At 41.5% G+C, this 21,845-nt stretch carries 18 protein-coding genes and 1 tRNA gene; 7 read left to right on the plus strand and 12 right to left on the minus strand.

Annotated elements, in window-relative coordinates; all coding sequences use genetic code 11:
- Window positions 1–140 precede the first annotated feature (140 nt).
- From AB5542_RS17315 to AB5542_RS17325, 3 genes are all read left to right on the plus strand, one after another.
- The gene (locus AB5542_RS17315; protein WP_279038407.1) at window positions 141–1,190 is read left to right on the plus strand and encodes a M20 family metallo-hydrolase; all 1,050 of its coding nucleotides are present in this window, start codon (window positions 141–143) and stop codon (window positions 1,188–1,190) included.
- A gap of 303 nt (window positions 1,191–1,493) precedes the next feature.
- Complete coding sequence (gene argH, locus AB5542_RS17320) at window positions 1,494–2,837, plus strand: argininosuccinate lyase (RefSeq protein ID WP_279038406.1); 1,344 nt, start codon at window positions 1,494–1,496, stop codon at window positions 2,835–2,837.
- A gap of 485 nt (window positions 2,838–3,322) precedes the next feature.
- Window positions 3,323–4,657: a sigma-54-dependent transcriptional regulator gene (locus AB5542_RS17325; protein ID WP_279038405.1), complete on the plus strand. Its 1,335-nt coding sequence runs from the start codon at window positions 3,323–3,325 to the stop codon at window positions 4,655–4,657.
- Window positions 4,658–4,671: 14 nt separating this feature from the next.
- Here AB5542_RS17325 and AB5542_RS17330 read toward each other — a convergent pair whose 3' ends face one another.
- From AB5542_RS17330 to AB5542_RS17385, 12 genes are all read right to left on the minus strand, one after another.
- The gene (locus AB5542_RS17330; protein ID WP_279038404.1) at window positions 4,672–7,152 is read right to left on the minus strand and encodes an ATP-binding protein; all 2,481 of its coding nucleotides are present in this window, start codon (window positions 7,150–7,152) and stop codon (window positions 4,672–4,674) included.
- Window positions 7,153–7,238: 86 nt separating this feature from the next.
- Complete coding sequence (locus tag AB5542_RS17335; protein WP_279038403.1) at window positions 7,239–7,829, minus strand: type 1 glutamine amidotransferase family protein; 591 nt, start codon at window positions 7,827–7,829, stop codon at window positions 7,239–7,241.
- A 4-nt stretch (window positions 7,830–7,833) separates the two neighbouring features.
- Window positions 7,834–8,430, minus strand: a complete 597-nt coding sequence (locus AB5542_RS17340) for an ORF6N domain-containing protein (protein WP_270543359.1) — start codon at window positions 8,428–8,430, stop codon at window positions 7,834–7,836.
- Window positions 8,431–8,447: 17 nt separating this feature from the next.
- Window positions 8,448–9,044 carry an ORF6N domain-containing protein gene (locus tag AB5542_RS17345; protein WP_279038402.1) on the minus strand — a complete coding sequence of 199 codons (597 nt, stop codon included), beginning with the start codon at window positions 9,042–9,044 and terminating at the stop codon, window positions 8,448–8,450.
- A 17-nt stretch (window positions 9,045–9,061) separates the two neighbouring features.
- Entirely contained in the window at window positions 9,062–9,649 is a 588-nt protein-coding gene (locus AB5542_RS17350; protein ID WP_279038400.1) for an ORF6N domain-containing protein, read from the minus strand.
- 130 nt (window positions 9,650–9,779) lie between these two features.
- Window positions 9,780–9,854, minus strand: a tRNA-Arg gene (locus tag AB5542_RS17355).
- A gap of 80 nt (window positions 9,855–9,934) precedes the next feature.
- Window positions 9,935–10,402 (minus strand): ExbD/TolR family protein, encoded by a 468-nt coding sequence (locus AB5542_RS17360; RefSeq protein ID WP_087419530.1) that lies wholly within the window; start codon window positions 10,400–10,402, stop codon window positions 9,935–9,937.
- A complete protein-coding gene (locus AB5542_RS17365) occupies window positions 10,402–10,986 on the minus strand; it encodes an ExbD/TolR family protein (RefSeq protein WP_087419531.1) in 585 nt (194 codons plus the stop codon). Before AB5542_RS17365 ends, AB5542_RS17360 begins: the two co-directional genes overlap by 1 nt.
- 29 nt (window positions 10,987–11,015) lie before the next feature.
- Window positions 11,016–11,462 carry a hypothetical protein gene (locus AB5542_RS17370; RefSeq protein ID WP_270543358.1) on the minus strand — a complete coding sequence of 149 codons (447 nt, stop codon included), beginning with the start codon at window positions 11,460–11,462 and terminating at the stop codon, window positions 11,016–11,018.
- A 3-nt stretch (window positions 11,463–11,465) separates the two neighbouring features.
- Complete coding sequence (locus tag AB5542_RS17375; protein ID WP_087419533.1) at window positions 11,466–12,284, minus strand: MotA/TolQ/ExbB proton channel family protein; 819 nt, start codon at window positions 12,282–12,284, stop codon at window positions 11,466–11,468.
- 128 nt (window positions 12,285–12,412) lie between these two features.
- On the minus strand, window positions 12,413–13,453 hold the full coding sequence (locus AB5542_RS17380; protein ID WP_118303275.1) for an asparaginase: 1,041 nt from the start codon (window positions 13,451–13,453) through the stop codon (window positions 12,413–12,415).
- An 84-nt stretch (window positions 13,454–13,537) separates the two neighbouring features.
- Complete coding sequence (locus tag AB5542_RS17385; protein WP_279038396.1) at window positions 13,538–14,323, minus strand: TatD family hydrolase; 786 nt, start codon at window positions 14,321–14,323, stop codon at window positions 13,538–13,540.
- A gap of 513 nt (window positions 14,324–14,836) precedes the next feature.
- Between AB5542_RS17385 and AB5542_RS17390 the strand changes: the two genes are divergently transcribed.
- From AB5542_RS17390 to AB5542_RS17405, 4 genes are all read left to right on the plus strand, one after another.
- A complete protein-coding gene (locus tag AB5542_RS17390) occupies window positions 14,837–15,379 on the plus strand; it encodes an RNA polymerase sigma factor (protein ID WP_279038394.1) in 543 nt (180 codons plus the stop codon).
- Between the two features lie 177 nt (window positions 15,380–15,556).
- On the plus strand, window positions 15,557–16,765 hold the full coding sequence (locus AB5542_RS17395) for a FecR family protein (protein WP_279038392.1): 1,209 nt from the start codon (window positions 15,557–15,559) through the stop codon (window positions 16,763–16,765).
- Window positions 16,766–16,912: 147 nt separating this feature from the next.
- Entirely contained in the window at window positions 16,913–20,248 is a 3,336-nt protein-coding gene (locus tag AB5542_RS17400; RefSeq protein WP_279038391.1) for a SusC/RagA family TonB-linked outer membrane protein, read from the plus strand.
- 12 nt (window positions 20,249–20,260) lie between these two features.
- Entirely contained in the window at window positions 20,261–21,841 is a 1,581-nt protein-coding gene (locus tag AB5542_RS17405) for a RagB/SusD family nutrient uptake outer membrane protein (RefSeq protein ID WP_279038390.1), read from the plus strand.
- Window positions 21,842–21,845 lie beyond the last annotated feature (4 nt).

Genomic DNA, 21,845 nt, shown 5'->3' on the forward strand with positions numbered 1-21,845 from the left:
GGGATGATTCATTCCGGCATGATCCCCAAGTTGGATAATGCTTTTAAATCTGTTTCTAACGGGGTGCAGGAGGTTCGGTTGATTCATCCGGATGATTTGGGCCAACCGGATGCGGGAACTAGGATAATATTGGAAAAACAATGGATGCGAGTGGAGCAATAGAACTTTTAAAACAAATTATATCCATTCCTTCTTTCAGTAAGGAAGAAGACAAGGTGGCTGATTTGATTGCCGATGTGTTGAAAAGATATAGGTTCGACGTGCATCGCAAAGGTAATAACGTGTGGAGTCGTTCAAAGAATTTCGATGACGCGAAGCTCACGTTATTACTCGATGCACACTTGGATACCGTGCGTCCTAACGGGATTTGGGACAGTGACCCTTTTACGCCGGTTGTGAAGGAGGGAAAGTTGTTCGGTTTGGGAAGTAATGACACGGGGGGAAGTCTTGTCTCTATGCTGGCGGTTTTTGTTGAATTGGCATCCGGGAGTTTGCCGTGTAATCTGATATTCTTGGCATCCGCAGAAGAGGAGAACACGGGAAGTGGCGGGATTCAAAGCGTGTTTCCGGAACTTGGGCGGGTTGATTTTGCCCTTGTGGGAGAGCCTACGGGAATGTGTCCGGCGATAGCGGAGAAGGGGTTGATGGTGTTGGATGGTTACGCCCGGGGAAAAGCGGGACACGCTGCAAGGGAGGAAGGGGTGAATGCCATTTATGAGGCAATGGAAGATATACATTGGTTTCGTACGTATCGGTTCGAAAAGATTTCGGAATTGTTGGGTCCGGTGAAAATGAGCGTAACGGGGATCGAGGCGGGAACCCTGCATAACATGGTTCCTGCAACTTGTCATTTCATGGTGGATGTACGGGTAAATGAACTTTACACAAACCAGGAAATATTTGATACGATCCGTGATCACGTGAAATGCGATATGATCCCTCGCTCTTTTTCACTGAACTCATCTTCCGTTTCGCTTTCTCACCCGATGGTGAAACGATGCATCGAGTTGGGGTTATCTCCTTACGGTTCCCCGACGACATCGAATCAGGCGGTGATTCCATGCCCCTCTCTGAAGATTGGCCCCGGGGATAGCGCTCGCTCGCACACGGCAAATGAATATATTCGTTTGGAAGAAATACGGGAGGGGATTAAATGGTTTAAATCTATCATTCAATATGTTGAATTATAGATTTAAACAAACTAAAAGTTAAAAACTAGAGAATGTGTCAAAAGGCATTTTTCAAACTCCCTCCCCCCTTCGGGGTACTCCCTCTATAAACAGAGGGAGAGTTGAAATATTCCCTTTTTTCGGTAAGAGTCACCAACTCCTCCTCTGTTTATAGAGGAGGTGGCACGAAGTGACGGAGGAGTTTCTTGAGGATAAAATACCTTTTGACACACCCTCTAGTTGAAAAGATAAAAGTAGAAAATCAGAAGGCGTTGGCCTTGTGTGGCTGGAATTTAAAATTTAAAATCTAAAATTTAAAATAGAATGAAGCTTTGGGATAAAGGATATGATATAGATGGTTTTACGGAATCATTTACGATAGGGAAAGACCGGGAGTTGGATGTTATGCTGGCGGGGGCCGATGTCATCGGGAATTTGGCTCACTTGAAAATGTTACATGCCGTGGGCTTGGTGAACGAGGCGGAATATAAATCTTTGCAGCGGGCATTAGTTGATATTCACGGAATGGTGGAAAGGGGCGAGTTCGTGATAGAAGAGGGAATTGAAGACGTGCATTCTCAAATCGAGTTATTGTTGGTGCGGGAATGTGGGGATGCGGGGAAAAAGATTCACACGGGACGTTCCCGGAATGATCAAGTGTTACTCGATTTGAAGTTATTTACCCGGGAGGCGATATTCGAAACGTTGGAGCATATAGAACGTTTGTTTGATTTGTTGATACGACGGGCAGGGGAGAATAAAGACGTGTTGATTCCCGGTTACACGCATTTGCAGGTGGCCATGCCGTCTTCTTTCGGCTTGTGGTTTGGTGCTTATGCAGAATCGCTTGCTGACGATTTGTTGGCGTTGAAGGCGGCTTACGATATGGTGAACACGAATCCTCTTGGTTCTGGGGCGGGGTATGGATCGTCGATTGCTTTGAACCGGCAAATGACGACTGATTTGCTCGGATTTTCAAGTTTGGCTTATAACGTGGTTTATGCCCAGATGCAGAGGGGAAAGATGGAAAAGAACGTGTTATTCGGGTTGGCTGCCGTGGCGACGACTCTGGGACGTTTGGCTGCTGATGTTTGTCTTTTCGCTTGTAGTAATTTCGGGTTTGTACGTTTGCCGGATAAGTACACAACGGGATCCAGCATCATGCCGCACAAGAAGAATCCGGATATATTCGAGTTGATCCGGGCGAAATGTAATCACTTGCAATCGCTCCCCATGCAAATGGCCATGATCTGTACGAACCTGACTTCCGGGTATTTTCGGGATATGCAATTGACCAAAGAATTATTTTTACCCGCTTTTCAAGAGTTGAACGATTCCCTTTTTATGGCTCATCTCGTGCTGCAGGAGATGGAAGTGAAACGGGATGTTTTACGAGATCCCCGTTATGCCTATATTTTTTCCGTGGAGGATGTGAATGAACGGGTAATGGCCGGAATCCCATTTCGGGAGGCTTACCGGGAAATCGGTATACAAATTCAAGAGGGGAGTTATCGAGATGGGGTACGTGAAATTCATCATACGCACGAGGGAAGTATGGGTAATCTTTGCCTGACGGAGATTAAAAATAAATTCGAGAAAAGAGTATCTGAGTGGGACATTACTACGGTTCGTGAGGCGATAGAAGGTCTGTTGGGGAACAGATTATAGGAATTTTTTCCACACTTGTTCCACATTTTTCCACATACTTGTTTTTTAAGATTCCTGCATAAATAGTTGATTATCTTGTGAGTATATCTTTTGTTTGGTGGTGGCATACAATTCTCTATACTATAAGCAAATGGTTGAATGATTAAAATTGATTGGTTATGGGAATTTGTATATTTTTTATCGTAATAGCTATTTCGGGACTTTTGTTACCGCATTTTTTAGCAGAACCTGAAATGAAGTAGAGTGAACCTAATCATCTTGATGATAGACAATTATTAATATAAACACGACGGATATACGTCAATATCCGTTAGTAAGAGCGGGAGTTTTATTCGTGTAGTTGGAGGTTTGAGGAGATTTATTACATTTGTTTCTAGCAGGTATCTCTTTTTTAGAGGGTTACCTGCTTTCTTTTCCTAAATTCCGTTAAAAACTTTTTTGTTTAGTCGATTAAGGCTATTTTCGTGTTAGAAATAAATCGACTTATGGCAAAGATTTTAATCGTGGATGACGATACAACATTTTGTATCATGTTGAGAAAATGGTTGGAAAAACGTGGATTTGAGGTAGATACTGCTTTTTCCTACAAGGACGCTGTAAAGCAATTGGATAAAGCAGGGTTTGATCTCGTGTTGACGGATTTGCGTTTGCCGGATAAGGATGGGATCGATTTGCTCCGGGTGATCAAGGAGAAAACACCGGAAACACAGGTGCTTCTGATGACGGGGTATGCCGATATACAGACCGCAGTCACGGCGATTAAACTGGGGGCTTTTGACTACGTGGCTAAGCCTGTTATCCCGGATGAGATTCTTAAAAAGTTGCAGGAAGCTTTGAAGTTGGAGGCAGAGCCCGTTGCCAAGTCTGTTCCTGCAAAAGCGAAAACGACGAGCTTTTCTTATATAAAAGGAGTGAGTGAAGGTGCCGATCGGCAATATGAATATATTCATCTGGTAGGGCCTACCACGATGACGGTTTTGATTAACGGGGAGAGTGGTACGGGTAAAGAGTATATCGCTCGCCTGATTCACTCGATGAGTAACCGGAAGGACGGGCCTTTCGTGGCGGTTGATTGTGGGGCAATACCGAAGGACCTTGCCGCGAGTGAGTTCTTCGGGCATATTAAGGGTTCTTTCACGGGTGCCGTTACCGATAAACAGGGGTATTTCGTGACCGCATCGGGGGGAACCATTTTCTTGGATGAGATTGGTAATTTGCCTTATGACGTGCAAGTTCAGTTGTTGCGCGCACTCGAAGAACGTAAAGTGCATCCCGTGGGCGGGAATGTTGATATTCCTTTTGATGTTCGTATCATTTCAGCCACGAATGAGAATCTCAAAGAGGCCGTCGCGAGTGGTCGTTTCCGTGAGGATTTGTATCATCGTTTGAATGAATTTTCCATTCAAGCATTGCCTCTTCGGGAGAGAAAAGAGGATATTCTGATTTTTGCCAATCATTTCTTGGATAAGGCGAACGAGGAGCTGGGGAAACAAGTGGCCGGATTTGATGAGGAGGTGATGCGTATTTTTAGAACTTACTCGTGGCCGGGAAATTTGCGGGAAATGCGTAATATCGTGAAACGGGCGACGTTGTTGTGTATGGGAAGTTTGATTTCCAAGACCTGTTTGCCCCCAGAGTTGGAGCAAAAGCCCGTGGAGCCTGAAAAGACATCTACAACACGGCGAGAGATGGAGATCGAGCTGATCAAGGAGGCCATGCAGAAATGCCGGAACAACAAGAGCGAGGCTGCCCGTATGCTCCAGATAGACAGGAAAACATTGTATAATAAATTGAAAAGTTTCGGTCTGGAGGACTTATGAGATATTTTGAGAGATTATTGGCGTGTTTCTTTTTCCAGTAATTGGAGAACATTGTTTCCTTCTTGCAGGATCTTTTCAATACTCTCTCTTATTTTATTTTCCTCTGTATCCAATGGCATTTTTTCCAGGAAAAGCAACGAGGGGATGACATCGTTAATCGCTAGTTGCTTGAACATGGGTAGCATTTTGTGTGCTAACTTGGCAATCTGTTCCGTTTCATGTAATTCCAGATGTTGGGCCAATAGCTGGAAATTGGTCTTGCAATCCGATATAAAAGACCCGATAATTTGATTGGCAGCATCCTTGTCATTGTCGGCAAAGACCATGATCATGTCTAAATTATAAGGGGCGTTTTTATCAGAGGTTTGTGTTGTCGGCTGTTTGGTTTCTATCGTACATCCTAACAGGTCGTTTACCCTGCTATATAGTTGTTCCGGGGTATACGGTTTATTTAGATAAGCTGAAAAGCCGGCTTCTTGATACTCCTTTTCGTGCATATCGTCACGGGCAGACAAGGCGATTACCGGAATGCTTTTTATTTGTTGGTTTTGGGATTCACGGATTTGTTGCACGAGTTCAAACCCGTCCATTTCCGGCATCTGGATGTCGGATAAAACAATATTATAATTCCCTTTTTCCAAACGGGATAGCACCTCTTGAGGGTGTGTACATGTGTCACACTGGATACCTGCTTTCCGGAGTAATTCTGTCGTGACGGTCAATTGAAGAATGTCATCATCGACGATAAAGGCTTTCATCCCTTCATGCCTAACTGGGGGTGAAGAGGGTGTTTCTGTCGGTTGGGATTCTTGTGCCGTGGCCTTTATCAATGGGAATTTAACCGTGAAGGTACTTCCCTCGCCTTTTTTACTTTCGAGGGTTAATTCCCCATCAAGTAAATGGACGAGTTGTAATGTGATCGTTAAGCCAAGACCTGTGCCTTCCGCCCCGTTGTTATGTTGCGGGGTTAGGCGGGTGAATTCTTTAAATATCAGTTCTTGTTCCTCTTCCGTCATTCCCGGCCCGGAGTCTTTGATTACAATGATAAACTGGTCGTCTTTTGTAGGGGAAATAAAGGCGGATAAAGAAACCTTTCCTTCCCGGGTGTATTTTATGGCGTTCGATAGGATATTCACTACGATTTGGCGAACTTTCATGGAATCCCCGAGGTAAAGTCCGTTCAGGGCGTTGCTAATATCGCTTTTCAATTCCAGACTCTTTTGTGCCGCTAGAGGAAGGAAACTATCCGTCGTCTCCTGTAACAGGCGTCCCGGGTTATATGGAACCGTGTTGATCTCCATTTTATTGGATTCCAATTTGGAGAAATCAAGCATGTTATTGGCAAGATGCAGGATATGTTCGGCTGTCCCTTTCATGTTTTTGAGAAAATAGTGCTGTCGCTCTTCCAGTTGGGTGTTATTTAGTAGTTCAATGTACCCGATGATGGAGCTTAGAGGGGATTTGATGTCGTGAGTGACAGTCAGCATGAGTTTCTCCCGGTTATGTAGTAACCGTTCCGTGTATGTTTTTGCTGCTTCCAGTTCCCGCCTGTATCGTTGACTTTGCGTGATGTCATTAATGATGAGAACGACGAAAAAGACCACCAGTACACAAGCGATGATCGCGATCCAGGATATAGTTCTGGTGAGATGATGCGTCGTGATTTGCTGTTGTTCCAAGCGGATCATCGTGTTTTCGAGTTCTTCTTTTTCAAGGTCTTTCAGTACTCGTTTGAGGCGTTCCGTGATGTGTTGACCACTTTGGATAACGATCGCCTCTCGCCGGGAGACTTCCGCGTCGATCTCTTCCTTTTGCTGCTGGTACTGGCTCCATGAATCCCGAATCACGTTCATTAATGTGTCCGTGTTGTTGTTCGTCGAGACCATACTGAGCGTGTCAACGATGCGATGGAGGGTCGTGTCGACTTTTAGGATGGAATCTCTTTTTGTTCGGAATAATCCTTTTCTTTCTCGGATGATATAGCTACTGTCAATGACTGTAATAATTTTTTCCCGGAGATCGGGGATGATATCTGCCGAATCTTTGAGCGTACCTATTTTTTCGATTGTTTTGTTGTAGAAATCTTCGGGTATATAATATTTTTTGACATAATATAGGTCTTTTAGATTCTCGATACGTTTACCTAGAAGTGTGTTTATCGTGTCTATTCGCAGGTTTTGTTCCGAGCTGATGGATAGATTTTTCAAGGTATCCATGTTGTCCTTGATGTCCTCTATCAATTTCATGTACGTGTCAAAATTCTTTTGTGTCCCCGTTTGGGAAAAAGCGATTCCGGTATTTTCTGCCTCGTATAGTTTGGTGAGTGTGTTACTTATGATGAATAGTTTTTGTTGCATAACGATTTCATCATTCCCTTTTTGGGTTAAGGCAATGGTCTGTTTGTAGATAAAGACAATTGCAATTGCTCCTAACAAGAGAATGAGGATATATCCCGTGATGAGTTTGAGTTTGGTAAATTTGAAAGGTCTTTGCATAGCGAACAGATTTATAGCAAATGTATAAAAAAATAGTCAACCAATCAGTAAGGTTGACTATTTTAGACGTGCTGGTGTGCTACTCCTTAAAGTTCGTTTTTATAGAATGAATAAGTCTCTTCTATAATTTCCGGTGTTGCGGCATCCAATTGATATAAAATCTCCCGGCAAAATTCCAAAGGGGCATTACCGTTAGCCGTTACTATGTTATTGTTTCTTACGGCTTGATCGTTTATGTAATTAGTTTCACCCGTGTACTGGGCACCTGCATATTGCTTGAGGTAATCCAGCGTGTTACTTGTATGTTTTACGTGGTTGAGGAAACCATACATTCCGAGATATACGGAGGCATTACAGATTCCGGCAACCAGTTTGTTTTCCGCGATTGCTTTTTCCACTAATGATGCGATGGGTTTCGCCTCGGGCAAAAACCAGTTCATGCCGCCGATGAGTATAAGTCCTGCATGATCATCCGGCAGGTCGTTAATATCATAATCCGGTAAAACCTTGAATCCACCTATCGAGGTAATGGGTTCTTTGGATAGTGACAACGTTTTCACCTTGTATTTAATCGGACATCCCGGTTTGACACCCATATTTAGGCAGGTGGAGATATAGGCACCTTCCCAGTCTGCAAAATTGTTTAGTAGTACAAAAATTACTTCTTTTTTATCCATTCTTTTAATATTTAGTTTTATCATCTTCTTCGCATCCCGGTAACTTATACCCGATTTGTTTTCTTTCCTTAAATCCCCGGTCTTTTGTCTGCAGTTCCGCTAAAGTTTGATTTATTAATTCGAGTTGTATCCGGGTATCGTCGTTAATGTCGTTGTAGTCGGAAAACACTTCTTCGATATAGTTTTCTATCGCATCCATTCGTTTTTCGAGTTCATCGATCTTATTTGTTTTTGGGCTGGCGATCATTTGGCGAATAGCCACAAAAGCCCGCATTATTGAGATATTTACATTAATGGCTATATCACTATTGAGGATTCCGGATAACATCGCAAGCCCTTGTTCCGTGAATGCATAAGGTAGATATTTCGTGTGTTCCCCTCTACCATTCTTTAAGATTCCAATTTGGAATCTTAAAGCTTCCCACTCTTCTACTGTTAACTGAAACATGAAATCGGGTGGAAATCTTTTGAGATTTCGCTTTACAGCTTTGTTCAAGTTACCTGTTGTGACTTGGTATAACTCTGCCAAATCTCGATCCAACATCACCTTCTGTCCCCTAATCTCGTATATTTTGCTTTGTATTAATTGCAGATTGTCCATAATTGCACTCGTGTTGTTTATTTCTTTTCCTCCTCTTCACATCCCGGTAGTTTGTACCCGATTCTTTTTCTTTCCTTAAATCCTCGGTCTTTTGTCTGCAGTTCCGCTAAGGTTTGATTTATTAATTCGAGTTGCATCATGGTATCATCATTGATGTCATTTTGATCTACTAGAACCTCTTCCATGTATTGTTTGAGTTCCTTTACTTGTGTTTCGATCCTTTCAACACGGCTTTCTATGGGGTTGGACAGCATTTGCCGGACTGCCACGAAAGCCCGCATTATTCCCCTATTTATTTCTATCGCAAGCTTGGAGTTCAAAACGCTACTAAGCATCGCTACTCCGAGTTCGGTAAAAGCGAAAGGAAGATATTTTATATTGCTTCCACGTCCCTTGTTCAAGGTCGCAAATTGCGTCCTTGAAAGTTCGGTTATTTCTTTTTTTGTAAGCTCAAACATAAAATCATCACCTTCAAACCTGTCTATATTACGCCTCACGGCTTCTTTGAGGCGTTTTGTTTCGACGCCGTACATTTCTGCTAGGTCGAAGTCTAACATCACCTTCTGTCCCCTAATCTCGTATATTTTGCTTTGTATTAATTGTAGATTGTCCATAATTGCACTCGTGTTGTTTATTTCTTTTCCTCCTCTTCACATCCCGGTAGTTTGTACCCGATTCTTTTTCTTTCCTTAAATCCCCGGTCTTTTGTCTGCAGTTCCGCTAGGGTTTGATTTATTAATTCGAGTTGCATCCGAGTGTCTTCGTTTATGTCGTTTTGGTCGGTAAAAACATCTTCGATGTATTCTTTTAGTTCCTTTAATTCGTTTTTTAGTTCACCGATATTATCAACAGGAGAGATATGTATTAATTGACGCATTGCGACAAAGGCTCGCATGATACCCCTATTTATCTCGATGGCAGTTGGTGAATTAAGAACACTGCTAAGCATCGCTACACCTAATTCTGTGAAAGCAAAAGGGGTATATTTTATGTTGGATCCTCTTCCTTTGTTCAAGATCACAATTTGTGATCTTGAAATTTCTTCTTTGGTAAGTTCAAACATGAAATCTTCTCCTTCAAAACGTGCAGAATTACGTCTGACTGCTTGTTTAAGTACTCTAGTTTCAATGCCATATAGCTCTGCCAGATCGAAATCTAACATTACTTTCTGGCCCCTGATCTCGTATATTTTACTTTGTATAATTTGCAAGTTAGCCATAATTACGCTTATGTTGTTTTATACAAATGTAGGGAAAAACGAGAATAGTTTGTTGTTTTGGCTTATATATTGGCTACATAAAAAATAACCCGCTATAACGTTTTGTGTTTTAGCGGGCTATGTGATAAGGTGGTGATCCCCACGGGACTCGAACCCATATCAAAGGAACCGGAATCCTTCATTCTATCCATTGAACTAGGGGACCATATTATCCGAGTGCAAAGCTAATCAAATTTTTAAAAAAAGGGAGCAATTTGCTCCCTTTTTTAATGTATAATAGATAAACTATTTTACCTTTTTACGAGTAGCGTAACTTACACGTAAAGAATTTGCTTTACGCAATTCTTGTTTTACGTCGGTTACGATACCCATTTTTGTAAACTGATCCACTTTTAAGTTATTCGTGATCATGTTCCGTTCTTCCTCTTTACGAGTTTCTTGTTCAGCGGCAACGAAACTACTGATTTCACTTACGCTTGCCAGCTTATCATTCAACTGGATACGAGGTTCACTTCCGTAAGTAGCCACGTACTGATCTTTTGGTTTTCCGATGAAGATGTTACTAACCAGAGATTTTTTCTCCAATTTGGTAACTTCCTTTGCCTCGGGCATTCCGTTATCAACCATCACGAGTACTTCTCGCATCGTGGTACTAACCATGAAGAAGAATAATAGCATGAACACGATATCCGGTAGAGATGCTGTTGAAATTGCAGGAGTCTCTTTTCCGCCTTCTTTTCTAAATTTAGCCATTACCTCTTTCCTCCTTTCCCGATATTTTTAGGTTCTGCCTCGGATATTGCGGTGGGAACAAGTTTTCTCACTGCATCCATTTGCTCTTCCGTGAGTTCGCTATATTTCTTTCCCCATTTTTCCATGGCTTTAATATCTCTGATTTCGTTGTATGCTGCGGTCAGTTCATCCTGAACTGCAATATACATTTTATATGAGGTACCACGGTCACTTTGAAGAGAGATAATCCCTCTCGAAACTTCAGCTTGTCCAAAGAAAGGAATTTCTTTAACAACCTTGCTCGGTAGGTCATCTCTATTTTGTGGGTTTAGAATAAACTCTTTTGCCTTCTCCTTCAGATTCTCAATTTGCATCAGTTCCCCGTTTACGGCCAGCAAATCGTTCTTGTTTACCAAAACCTGTAATATATTGCGTTTGGCAACAGGCGGAGCGATTACTTGATTTTCTGGAGGCATTGGCGGTAACCGTCTGAATAATCCTGAGTCCACATCCATGGTCGTTGACATCAAGAAGAATGTCAACAGCAAGAATGCTATATCCGCTGTGGAAGAGGCATTAATTTCTGGTGTTTTTTTATTTGCCATAAATCTCTTTTTTTACTCTTCAGGAAACATTATCTAACGCGTCTGATAATTTCCGTAACAATGATAGCACCGATAGCACCAATTCCCAAGAAATAAGTCGTGATTAGGATGGTATCGGTGAATTTTAAGGTTCCAGGAACGTTGTCTGAACCACTATATCCCGGAATCTCCATGATTGTTCCGTCAGACATAGAATAAGCGATTAACACGAGGATTACGATCCCTGCGAGAGCTATAAAGCTCTTCATCGCTTCTTTCGGTCTGGTGAATAATCTGATAATCGGGAATATTACTGCTGCAATAATAGCAACAGCAAATAGGATATATGACCACCATATTAATTGTTCTGTGTATACCGGGTTGGAATATTGTGAATTTGGAAGTTCACCCCCAAAGTAAAATAACCCCAGTAACACAACCGTAATGACGAACATTACGATGGTCAGGATATTTAATATTTTGGTTATTTTCTGCATGGTTTAGTGTTTTTGATTGTATTTGACAAGAATGTCTAATAAGGTTACGGAAGCGTCTTCCATGTCATTAACAATACTTTCGATCTTAGCAATACAATAGTTGTAGAATACTTGAAGGATCATGGCAACGATCAAACCACCCACGGTCGTGATCAATGCAACCTTGATACCTCCTGCCACCAATGACGGTTGGATATCACCTGCTGCCTGAATCTTATCGAAGGCGTCGATCATACCGATTACAGTTCCCAAGAATCCCAACATCGGGGCCAATGCGATGAACAAGCTGATCCAAGACATTCCTTTTTCCAAAAGTCCCATTTGAACTGAACCATAAGATACAACTGATTTCTCAACCATGTCAACACCTTGATCATAACGGCACAATCCTTGATAAAAAATACTTGCGATCGGCCCTCTGGCGTTACGGCAAACTTCTTTAGCTGCTTCAACTCCACCATTATTCAAAGCGTCTTCTACACTTGCGATCAATTTTTTCGTGTTAACAGAAGCCAAGTTCAAGTAAATAACTCTTTCGATAGCGATAGCCAAACCGAAGATCAAACACAAGATAACGAAACTCATGAAGGCGGCACCTCCCTCGATGAATTTTTGTTTCAAGGCTGCGTGGAAAGAAGTACTTTCGATTTGTGATTCGTCTTCTAACACGGTAGGGTCTGTAGTTTCCTCTTCTTCTTGATAAGTTTCTGTCGTTTCAGTGGTCTCTGTTTGAGTTGTTTCATTCTCTTGAGCCATTAGCATAGATGATGCTCCAATAGTAAGCATTCCTAAAACTGCTATTAGTGCAAATAATTTTCTCATGATCAATTTAACTGATTTTTAGTTTATTAATAATTAAAATTTAACTCTATAATATCTGTTTAAGCTGTTTCTTTCTTGTTTTACACCGCATACCGGTTAAAATCGGGCACCAAGGTATAAAAAAAATGTTAAAATCCAATATATTTGGGGGATATTTCTCCCTTCAAGCCGTTATTTAAATATTTTTTTATTTCGTTAGTGTCTTTATATTTGCCCAGTACATACATCATTTTACATACAGCGGCTTCCGTGGTAATGTCGTGACCGCTGATGACTCCAGCGTTAAGTAGCTCTCTACTTGTTTCATACTTGCCCATCTCGACACTCCCGCCTTGACATTGGGTGACGTTATACACGAAAATTCCCTTTGATAGTACTTCCTTAACCTTGTTAAGAAAAACTTTATTCGTGGGAGCGTTGCCCGACCCGTATGTTTCCAGTATGATTCCTTTTAACCCGGGAATCCCTGTTACCGCGTCAATCACTTCCGGTCTCATGCCCGGGAATATTTTCAATATGGCGATATTCGTGTCCACGTCACAGAATGCGCTTACGGGTTCCGTTCGCGGGGTGTAATCGATTGCACTGTAATCGTAATGAATATGTATCCCGATGTTTGCCAATGCCGGGTAGTTGAATGACTGGAAGGCATCAAAACTTTCCGCGTTTATTTTTGTCGTCCGGTTTCCTCGGAATAGTTTATCTCCGAACAGGATGCAGACTTCCGGAACAATGGCCTTTTCTTGATCGTAAGCGGCTGCTATTTCAATGGCCGCGATCAGGTTTTCTTTCCCGTCCGTTCTGATTTTCCCGATAGGTAGCTGGGAACCGGTAAAGATCACGGGTTTGGTCAAGTTGTTTAACATGAAACTCAAGGCTGCGGCCGAGTAGGCCATGGTGTCCGTTCCATGCAGGACAACAAATCCCCGGTAATCATCGTAATTCTTCAAGATGATTGAACAGAGGTCTTTCCATAATTGTGGTTGGAGATCCGAGGAATCTATGATTTCCGGTAAGGTGTAACTATCTATCGTGAATCCAAATTCTTTGATTTCCGGAACCTCGCAAGCGATCTGGTCAAAATTGAAAGGGCATAACGCCCCGGTTTCAGGGTCGTTTACCATCCCGATTGTACCTCCGGTATATATAATTAACACGGGTTTTGTCATACGCACTAAGTTAAAAACTAAAACATTACAAGCTTTAAGCTCCCTCTGCACTTTTCGTCAGTAAATTACCTGTCTGTATCTTTTCTATGAACAGTTCGCACTACTGACGTGCAAATTAAATAAATTCATAGCATTATTCGTTGTTATTTCCTCGACTTTTTTCGTGTCGATCCCTAGAATTTCAGCAATTTTAGCGGCTATACACGGAATGTAACTACTTTCATTGCGTTTACCCCGGTAGGGAACGGGGGCAAGATAGGGAGCATCCGTTTCTAATACAAGGTGTTCTGCCCCGATTCTTCCCACGACTTCTGCCATGGATGATTTTTTGAAGGTAACGACACCACCGATCCCCAGTAGAAAACCTAAGTCTATTGCCCGCCGGGCATCTTCTTCCGTGCCAGGGAAACAGTGGAGTATGCCTTTCATGTTATAGTGTTGTCTTTTTAGCACGGTAAATATTTCCATTAGCGAGTCTCTCGAATGGATGATGACGGGCAAATCCATTTCTCGGGCGATGTTTAATTGTCGTTCGAAGACAATAATTTGTTCCTTGTAAAATGTTTTATCCCAGTAAAGATCAATTCCACACTCTCCGATTCCGTGTATTGTTTCTTGGCCTAGTAATTTCTCGAAAAGTTGCATTTCCGTTTTGTAGGATTCGTTTACGGAAGTCGGGTGTACTCCCAGCGTGGGGTACATCATGTCCGGGTGGGTTTGCGCCAGTGATAACATTGCTTGCCGGGTTGTGCTGTCAATGTCCGGTAGTACAATCTGTCGAACGTTGGCAGCTAACGCCCGTTGAATAACTTCTTCCCTGTCATTGTCGAACTCTTCGGCATAGATGTGTGAGTGAGTATCTATAAACATATTTGTGATATAAGTGTCATTCTTCTTGTCGCAAAAGTAGTGAATTGTTTATGGATTGGCAACTAGGGGTGTTTAGCATCCTTTTTCTCGGGGTTATTCATGTCCGTTACATGGCGGTAGGGCGACTATTGGGAGGCTGTTAGGCGCCATCGCCCGATTGTCGCCCGATGCTCGCCCGATTATCGCCGCCATTTTAACAGATGGAAAACAAAAATAACATACTTGAGTATCCCGTTAACCGGACCTATAACGAGGCTATTCACGCTCAAGAATAGAATTTTGGGCCATTATATCCCCGGTAAAGGCCCGGGATAAGGGATACATCACCTGTCCCGGGGCTTCCGGGGTCGCGGCATCCATCTCTTCAAAGTTTCTTAACGATAATCACGTTGTCTTTATGTTTTATGTCTGGAAACGAACGGGTATAGAGGCGGGTGGCAAGTTTTTTATGGTATGAGTTTGCTGCTTGTCATATTTTTCATTAGGTTTGTGTTTAATAATAAAAGCATTTGTATGGACGTGGAAAATGAGAGCTCGTTGCGGATAGACGAGCGAGTATTTAAAAAATTGTTTGATAAATTTTATCAAGCCTTGTGCGTTTTTGCGTCCACCTATTTGAAAGATGATGCCCTGTCTGCCGATATTGTTCAGGAAGGGTTCGTGAAATTCTGGAATAAGCGGGAGGGTTTTGATAACTATTTCAAGGTGAAATCTTTCCTTTATACCATGGTGCGGAATGATTGTTTGAACTATATACGCGATCACAAGTTGAGGCGGGAGGATCTTTCCGTGGTTGAATCTCTTGAATTTTACACGGAGACGCTGGTAGAGGAAGAGGCCTATCGAATGTTTTATAATGCCGTGGAATCCTTACCTCACCAAACCCGACAAGTGATTATGTTGTCCATGGATGGCTTGAAAAATAGCGAGATTGCCGGACAGCTGGGAATTGCCGAGAGTTCCGTGCATACGTTAAAGAAAATAGCGTACAAGAAATTGCGCGAGATTTTGCGAGAATATTATTATCTGGTTTTTATTTTCCTCCTGAATAAATAGCTGATTCCTAGGGTTGTTTGTTTTTTTTCTTTCAAAAAAGTGAATTTTTCGTTCCCCATAAATTCCATTTTTCGTGTTGTAATGGTAAAGAAATAAATAGGTCGTAAAAACTTGGGATACGAGGGTATTAAATCTTGATATTGCACGAGGGTTGAATTGCGTGGTAAATGAATTGATATGGAACGAATGGATAAAAATAGTCCGGAATTGATGGATGACCCGTTTTTGCTAGCTTCTTGGATCGCAAAATCGATGGCCGGAGAATTGTCTGATGAAGAATTGCAATTATTGGATGAGTGGCGAATGGCTTCAGGGCGAAACCGTCAGTTGTATGACCGAATCGTCAGTCGGGAAGGCTGGGAATCGAAACAAAAACATTTCACGGCTTTTGATAAAGTATCCGGTTGGCAGGGATACTCGAAAAAATTAAAGAAAACAGAGAAAAAAGCAATACGCTGGCGTGTGTTTTTACGTTATGCGGCAGTTTTGTTGATCCCCTTGGGCGCTACTGTTTATGGCGTTCTTCATTCGGGAGAGGAGACTGTCTCTTTGGCGGAGCTGAATGCAATCACACCCGGAGGAAGCCGGGCGGAGCTGGTGTTGCCTTCGGGGGAGGTGGTTGATTTGGTTGAGAAATCCGGGGTTATATCGCAGGGGGAAAACACGGTCATTAATAACGAAGGAAAAACTCTTTCCTATAAAAGTACAGGAAATCAGGCTCCGATGGACTCTTTGAGATATAACGAGGTGATCGTGCCGAAAGGAGGGGAGTATCAATTAGTGTTGAGTGACGGAACGCTTGTTTATCTGAATTCCATGACGAAGGTGCGTTTCCCGGAACGTTTTTCTGAAAAATGCCGGGAAGTGGAGGTGTGTGGAGAAGCTTTTTTCGAGGTAACTAAGAACAAAGATGTCCCTTTCATCGTGAAGACCGGGGCGTACGAGATCACCGTGTTAGGAACGAAATTTAATGTCACGGCGTATGCAGATGAACATGTGATCACGACAACATTGGTTGAAGGGGCAGTTTCCATCTCTGGCAAATGTATTGGAGAGGCGAGAACATTACGGCCTAATGAACAGTTGGTATTAGATCAAACCTCCGGAGGCGTGGAAGTTAGGAAAGTGGACGTGAATTATTATACGGCTTGGAAGGATGGTATGTTCCGGTTCCGGGATGTTCGTTTGGAAGAGATCATGCGGGTGGTGGAACGATGGTATGATATGACTGTTGTGTACGAGGATGAGAGTGCCAAGGATTTGCATTTCGGTTTTAATATGAGTCGTCTCGAAACGATAGAGCCCTTGTTGAATATTTTTGAATTGAATGGTAAAATAAAAATAACGAAAGAAGGAAAAGTTCTGAAAATAAAACGAGGTAGATAAAGGCAGGAAATGGTACCAGCATTTCCTGCGGGAATTACTTCGTTAACATTGAGATAATTATTAACTAATAATTGGGAGAGCAAATTTATGGAAAATTTTCTAATGTTTCTCAGGTGCAAACGTGAGAAATTGCAAAAATTATGGCTTATGTCGAAATGGACTTTTTTATTTGTTTTTCTAGGGATAATAAACACGCATGGAACGGTTTATTCCCAGAACGAGCAACAGGTTACAATCTCTATGAAGAATGCCTATTTGAAGGATATTTTATGGGCAATTCAGCGACAAACCACGTTTGTTTTCATGTATCACGAGGAAGATTTGGATAAGGTGGGAAAAGTGAATGTTGAGGTAAAAGCCTCAACGGTGGAAAAGATTCTGAGTGACTGTTTGAAAGGTACTGGTTTGACGTATGTTTTTCAAAATGAGGTGATCGTGTTAAAACCTCTGAATGACGAAAAGAAAAAGGAAATTAGAATTGTCGGTAAGGTGACGGATAAGGGAAGGGCGCCTTTACCAGGGGTAACAGTTATGGTAAAAGGGACGAGTTTAGGTACAGCGACTAATCGTGACGGACAGTACGGCATGACTTTGCCTGTCATGCGTGATACTAATTTCGTGTTAGTGTTCTCGTTTGTTGGAATGCGGACAGAAGAGATTAAGTATATCGGACAGGATACAGTCAATGTGGTAATGGTGGAAGATCAAAAAAAAATGGATGAAGTGGTCGTGACGGGGTATTCTAATATTCGTAAAGAGAGTTTTACCGGTAAAGCAACAACTGTGACAAAAGAGCAGTTGATGAAAGTAAACTCAAAGAATGTGATTGCGGCGTTACAGACGTTTGATCCTTCTTTCAGGATTAAGGATAATAAATTGTGGGGATCAGATCCCAATGCTTTACCAGAGTTTAATATCCGGGGAGAAACTTCTATCGGGCAGGCTAAAGGGTTGGATGTCGAACAACAAAAAAGAACTCAGCGCACGACTCTGGAAAATAATCCTAATTTACCCGTGTTTATTTTGGATGGTTTTGAGGTTGATGTGCAGAAGATTTATGATTTGGATGTGAATCGAATTGAAGCAATCACGATTTTAAAAGATGCTGCAGCAACAGCCATGTATGGTTCACAGGCAGCCAATGGTGTTGTTGTTGTTACGACGGTTGCTCCAAAGGCTGGGGAGATGCAAATTTATTATAATTTTTCTGGAAACGTAGATTTTCCGGATTTGTCGGACTACAATCTTTGTAATGCTGCGGAAAAGTTGGAAGTAGAGCGTTTGAGTGGTTTATATTCTTCAGATGATCCGGAACAGCAAATTGCACTTTTGGCAGATTATTATAAGAAGCAAAATGCTATTTTGCGTGGGGTGAATACAGATTGGATGTCACAGCCATTACGAAATGCTTTTGGTCATATGCATAGTTTGAATGTATCTGGAGGAGAGGAGAGTATCAGATATGGAATAGATTTGAATTATAATGCGAGTAAAAATGGTGTGATGAAAGGTTCATTCCGTCATATTTATGGGGGAGGTTTAACATTGGATTATCGTGCAGGGAGTTGGTTACAATTATTGAATAACATTACTTATACGGTTACAGAATCAGAAGATTCTCCTTATGGGCAGTATACACAATATGCTGAAGCACAACCTTACGCTGAAATTTATGATGAAAATGGGCGTTTGCTAAAAGAAACGACTGGAACGACGACCTCGAAAGTGAATCCTTTATGGAAGGTTGCTAATCTATCAACATTCTATGGCAAAATGAAAAATCGAGATTTAACGAATAACTTCCAGTTGAATATTCATATTATGGAAGGGTTAATGTTTAAGGGACAATTGGGACTCCGTAGAACAGATGGACGTACAGATAATTTTACGGATCCCGCAGATCCTATTTATGATGTGACTTCTGCTGATAAGAAAGGAGAATTGAATCGTCAGGAAAATAATAATTGGAGTTGGAACGGGAAAGCCATGTTTTATTATAATCATGTTTTTGGTAACCATTTTATTAATGCTACTGCCGGTGGAGAGGTTTCTGAAAGTGAGTCGGAATCATTATCATACATTTTAAACGGTTTTCAATTGGGTAATATGCATGAACCTCAATTTGCAGCAACTCAGGCAAATCCGGTGAATGTTTCAGAATCAAAGACTCGGAAAATAGGTTTTTTGGCATCCGTGAATTATGCTTATAATGATATTTATTTGTTTGATGGTTCTTTCCGTTTGGATGGGAGTTCTGATTTTGGCCGAGACAAACAATTTGCTCCATTCTGGTCGGTTGGAGTAGGATTGAATGTTCATAATTATGATTTTTTGAAAGGACATTGGCTAATTAGCCGTTTAAAAGTAAGAGCATCTTATGGGGCTACCGGTAATGTGGGTTTCGCTCCCTACACGGCAATAACAACTTTTCAGACGGCAACAGATGCTTGGTTTTTCACAGGTCCCGCAGCTTCTTTGATGGCTTTGGGGAATTCGCGATTGACTTGGCAAACAACTTATAAGTTAGATGTTGGTTTTAATATTGGTTTATTGAATGATAAGATCACTTTGGAAGGTTCGTATTATCGGAATGAGACAGAGGATTTGATTGATGATGTGAAAATTCCAGCTTATTCCGGTTTCACTTCTTACAAAGAAAATTCCGGTTCGACTTTGAATGAAGGATTTGAAATTGCAGTAACTTCTACTCTTTTCCAAAATAAGGATTGGATGGTGACATTTATGGCAAATTTGTCATCTAATAGAAGTAAAATCACGGAGCTGAGTGAGGAGATGAATGCTTATAATGAGACAATTCTTGCTGAATATGAAAAAGAAGATTCTGAGTATAGAGATGTGTTGAGCAGACCTTTGATGTTGTATTATAAAGGGAAGTCGTTGTCTTCTATTTATGCTGTTCGTTCTGAGGGAATTGATCCTGCTAATGGACGTGAGCGTTTTATCAAGAAGAACGGGATGTCTACTTATACGTGGGATGCTAATGATCAAGTTGTTGTTGGAGATACCGAGCCGGATGCAAAAGGTTCTTTCGGGATTAACGTGGGCTGGAAAGGAATTACGCTGAATGCTTATTTTAATTACCAGTGGGGAGGGCAAAGTTATAATTCAACCTTGGCGGACAAAGTCGAGAATGCTCAAATTAGTACACAGAACGTGGATAAACGGGTTTTATCTGCTAGATGGAAAAATGCGGGAGATGTGGTTCCCTATTATGATTTGAGTAAGAACCCGACCCAGAACCCGACCTCTAGATTTGTACAAGATGATAATCGTTTGGATTTTACAAGCCTTTCGATTGGTTATGATTTTAGTCGTCAGTTGATTTCTAAGTGGAAACTTAAAAGCTTGAGTGTGCAGTTCAGTGCGAATGATTTGTGTAAATGGCGTAGTGTGAAAGAAGAGAGAGCTATAAATTATCCATTTGCAAGAAGTTTCAGTTTTTCATTAAATGTTGGATTCTAAATGGTATATGGCATGGGAAATTATGTTAAAATATTGATAGTTGCCGTTACGTTGGTACTTACGGGATGTAAAGATTGGTTAGATGTTACTCCTGTGGGTCAGGCAACCGAGAATGATTTGTTTAGTTCGGGGACCGGTTATCGGTCCGTTTTGAATGGATTGTATAAGTCAATGGGGAAACCGGAACTTTATGGTCGGAATTGGTCTTATGGGATGTTGGATTGTATGGCTCAATTGTATGATCTAAGTTCATTTAATGATGAGATGTGCAAGGCCGCAGCAAAGTTTGAATACACGAATACTCAAGTGTCAGCGAGTATAGAGAGTGCATGGGGAATTGCTTACAATATTATTGCTAATGCGAATGATTTGTTGCAAAATGTTGAGAAGGCTTCGAATGATATATTTGCAGAGGGCGAAATGGAAAGGAAAATGATCATGGGAGAAGCGTACGCTTGCCGGGCTTTGATCCATTTTGAGTTGTTGCGCTTGTTTGCTCCGGCGTTGGTAAATGATGATGGACGTACATATATTCCTTATGTAGAGTCTTACCCGGTGTTATCTGCTTCAAAACTTGGCGTTAAGCCTTATTTGGAAAAAGTGATTGCAGATTTGGAAAAAGCTCGGGAATTAGTTGTTGGTTATGATACGACGGTAAACGGACAAGGAATTAATTTGTCCGGGACCGGGCGTTTTAATAACGATTTTACGTATAATTATCAAACTATATCGGGACAGCAGATAGAAGATTTTGATGCAGCTTCAATAGATGATTTTTTTAAAGGGCGTGGATATCGGATGAGTTATAATGCGGTAACAGCTTTGCTTGCTAGGGTTTGTCAATATGCCGGATTGGAGCAAGAAGCTTTTGATTATGCGGATGAGGTGGTGAAAGCGCATGTGGTGTTTCGGGATGGTTCAAAGAATCTGATGTATAAGGATGATTATAGTGGTTTAACACAGGGCTGGGGTAATACGGAGGAATCTTTTAACAATCGGAAGGATTATAAGACAATGTCGAACTTGATTTTTGCAGCTTATAATAGCTTGTCTTATCAAGGCTCAGGTAGTTGGTTAAGTGCAGATTGGAAAGGCGGAGTTTCACCGAATTGGTTTCAGATATCGGAAAGTTATTTTTCACATGGAGGAGTTGATGAGAAGAGTTCTGATCATCGATGGAATCATATGATCGTTTATGGTGGAGGAGTATATCCTGTTTCCGGGAAATGGTTTATTCCTACAAATTTAGACACTAGGGATAAGACTGTGAATTTGTTCCCTGTGATACGTCTTACGGAGATGAAATACATTATGGCCGAGTATTATGCACATAATGGGAATGTGGGTGATGCATATCGAATTTTAAATGAGATTCGGGAAAATAGAGGGATCTATGGAAGTTCACTTAGTGGATCTACTTGGGTAGAATTTGAACAAGAATTACTTCATGATGCCCGTCGCGAATGGATTTCTGAGGGACAATTATTTTTCCTGTATAAACGTTTGAATGCAGTGATTGTAAATGATAAAGGAACGTTACGTCCTATGACTCTCCAGGAAAGCATGTTTCCTGTTCCGGCAGATATTAAGTAATGAT

It is taken from the genome of Butyricimonas sp. RTP31003st1_G1_RTP31003_210430 (assembly GCF_040920905.1).
Taxonomy (GTDB): Bacteria; Bacteroidota; Bacteroidia; order Bacteroidales; family Marinifilaceae; genus Butyricimonas; species Butyricimonas paravirosa.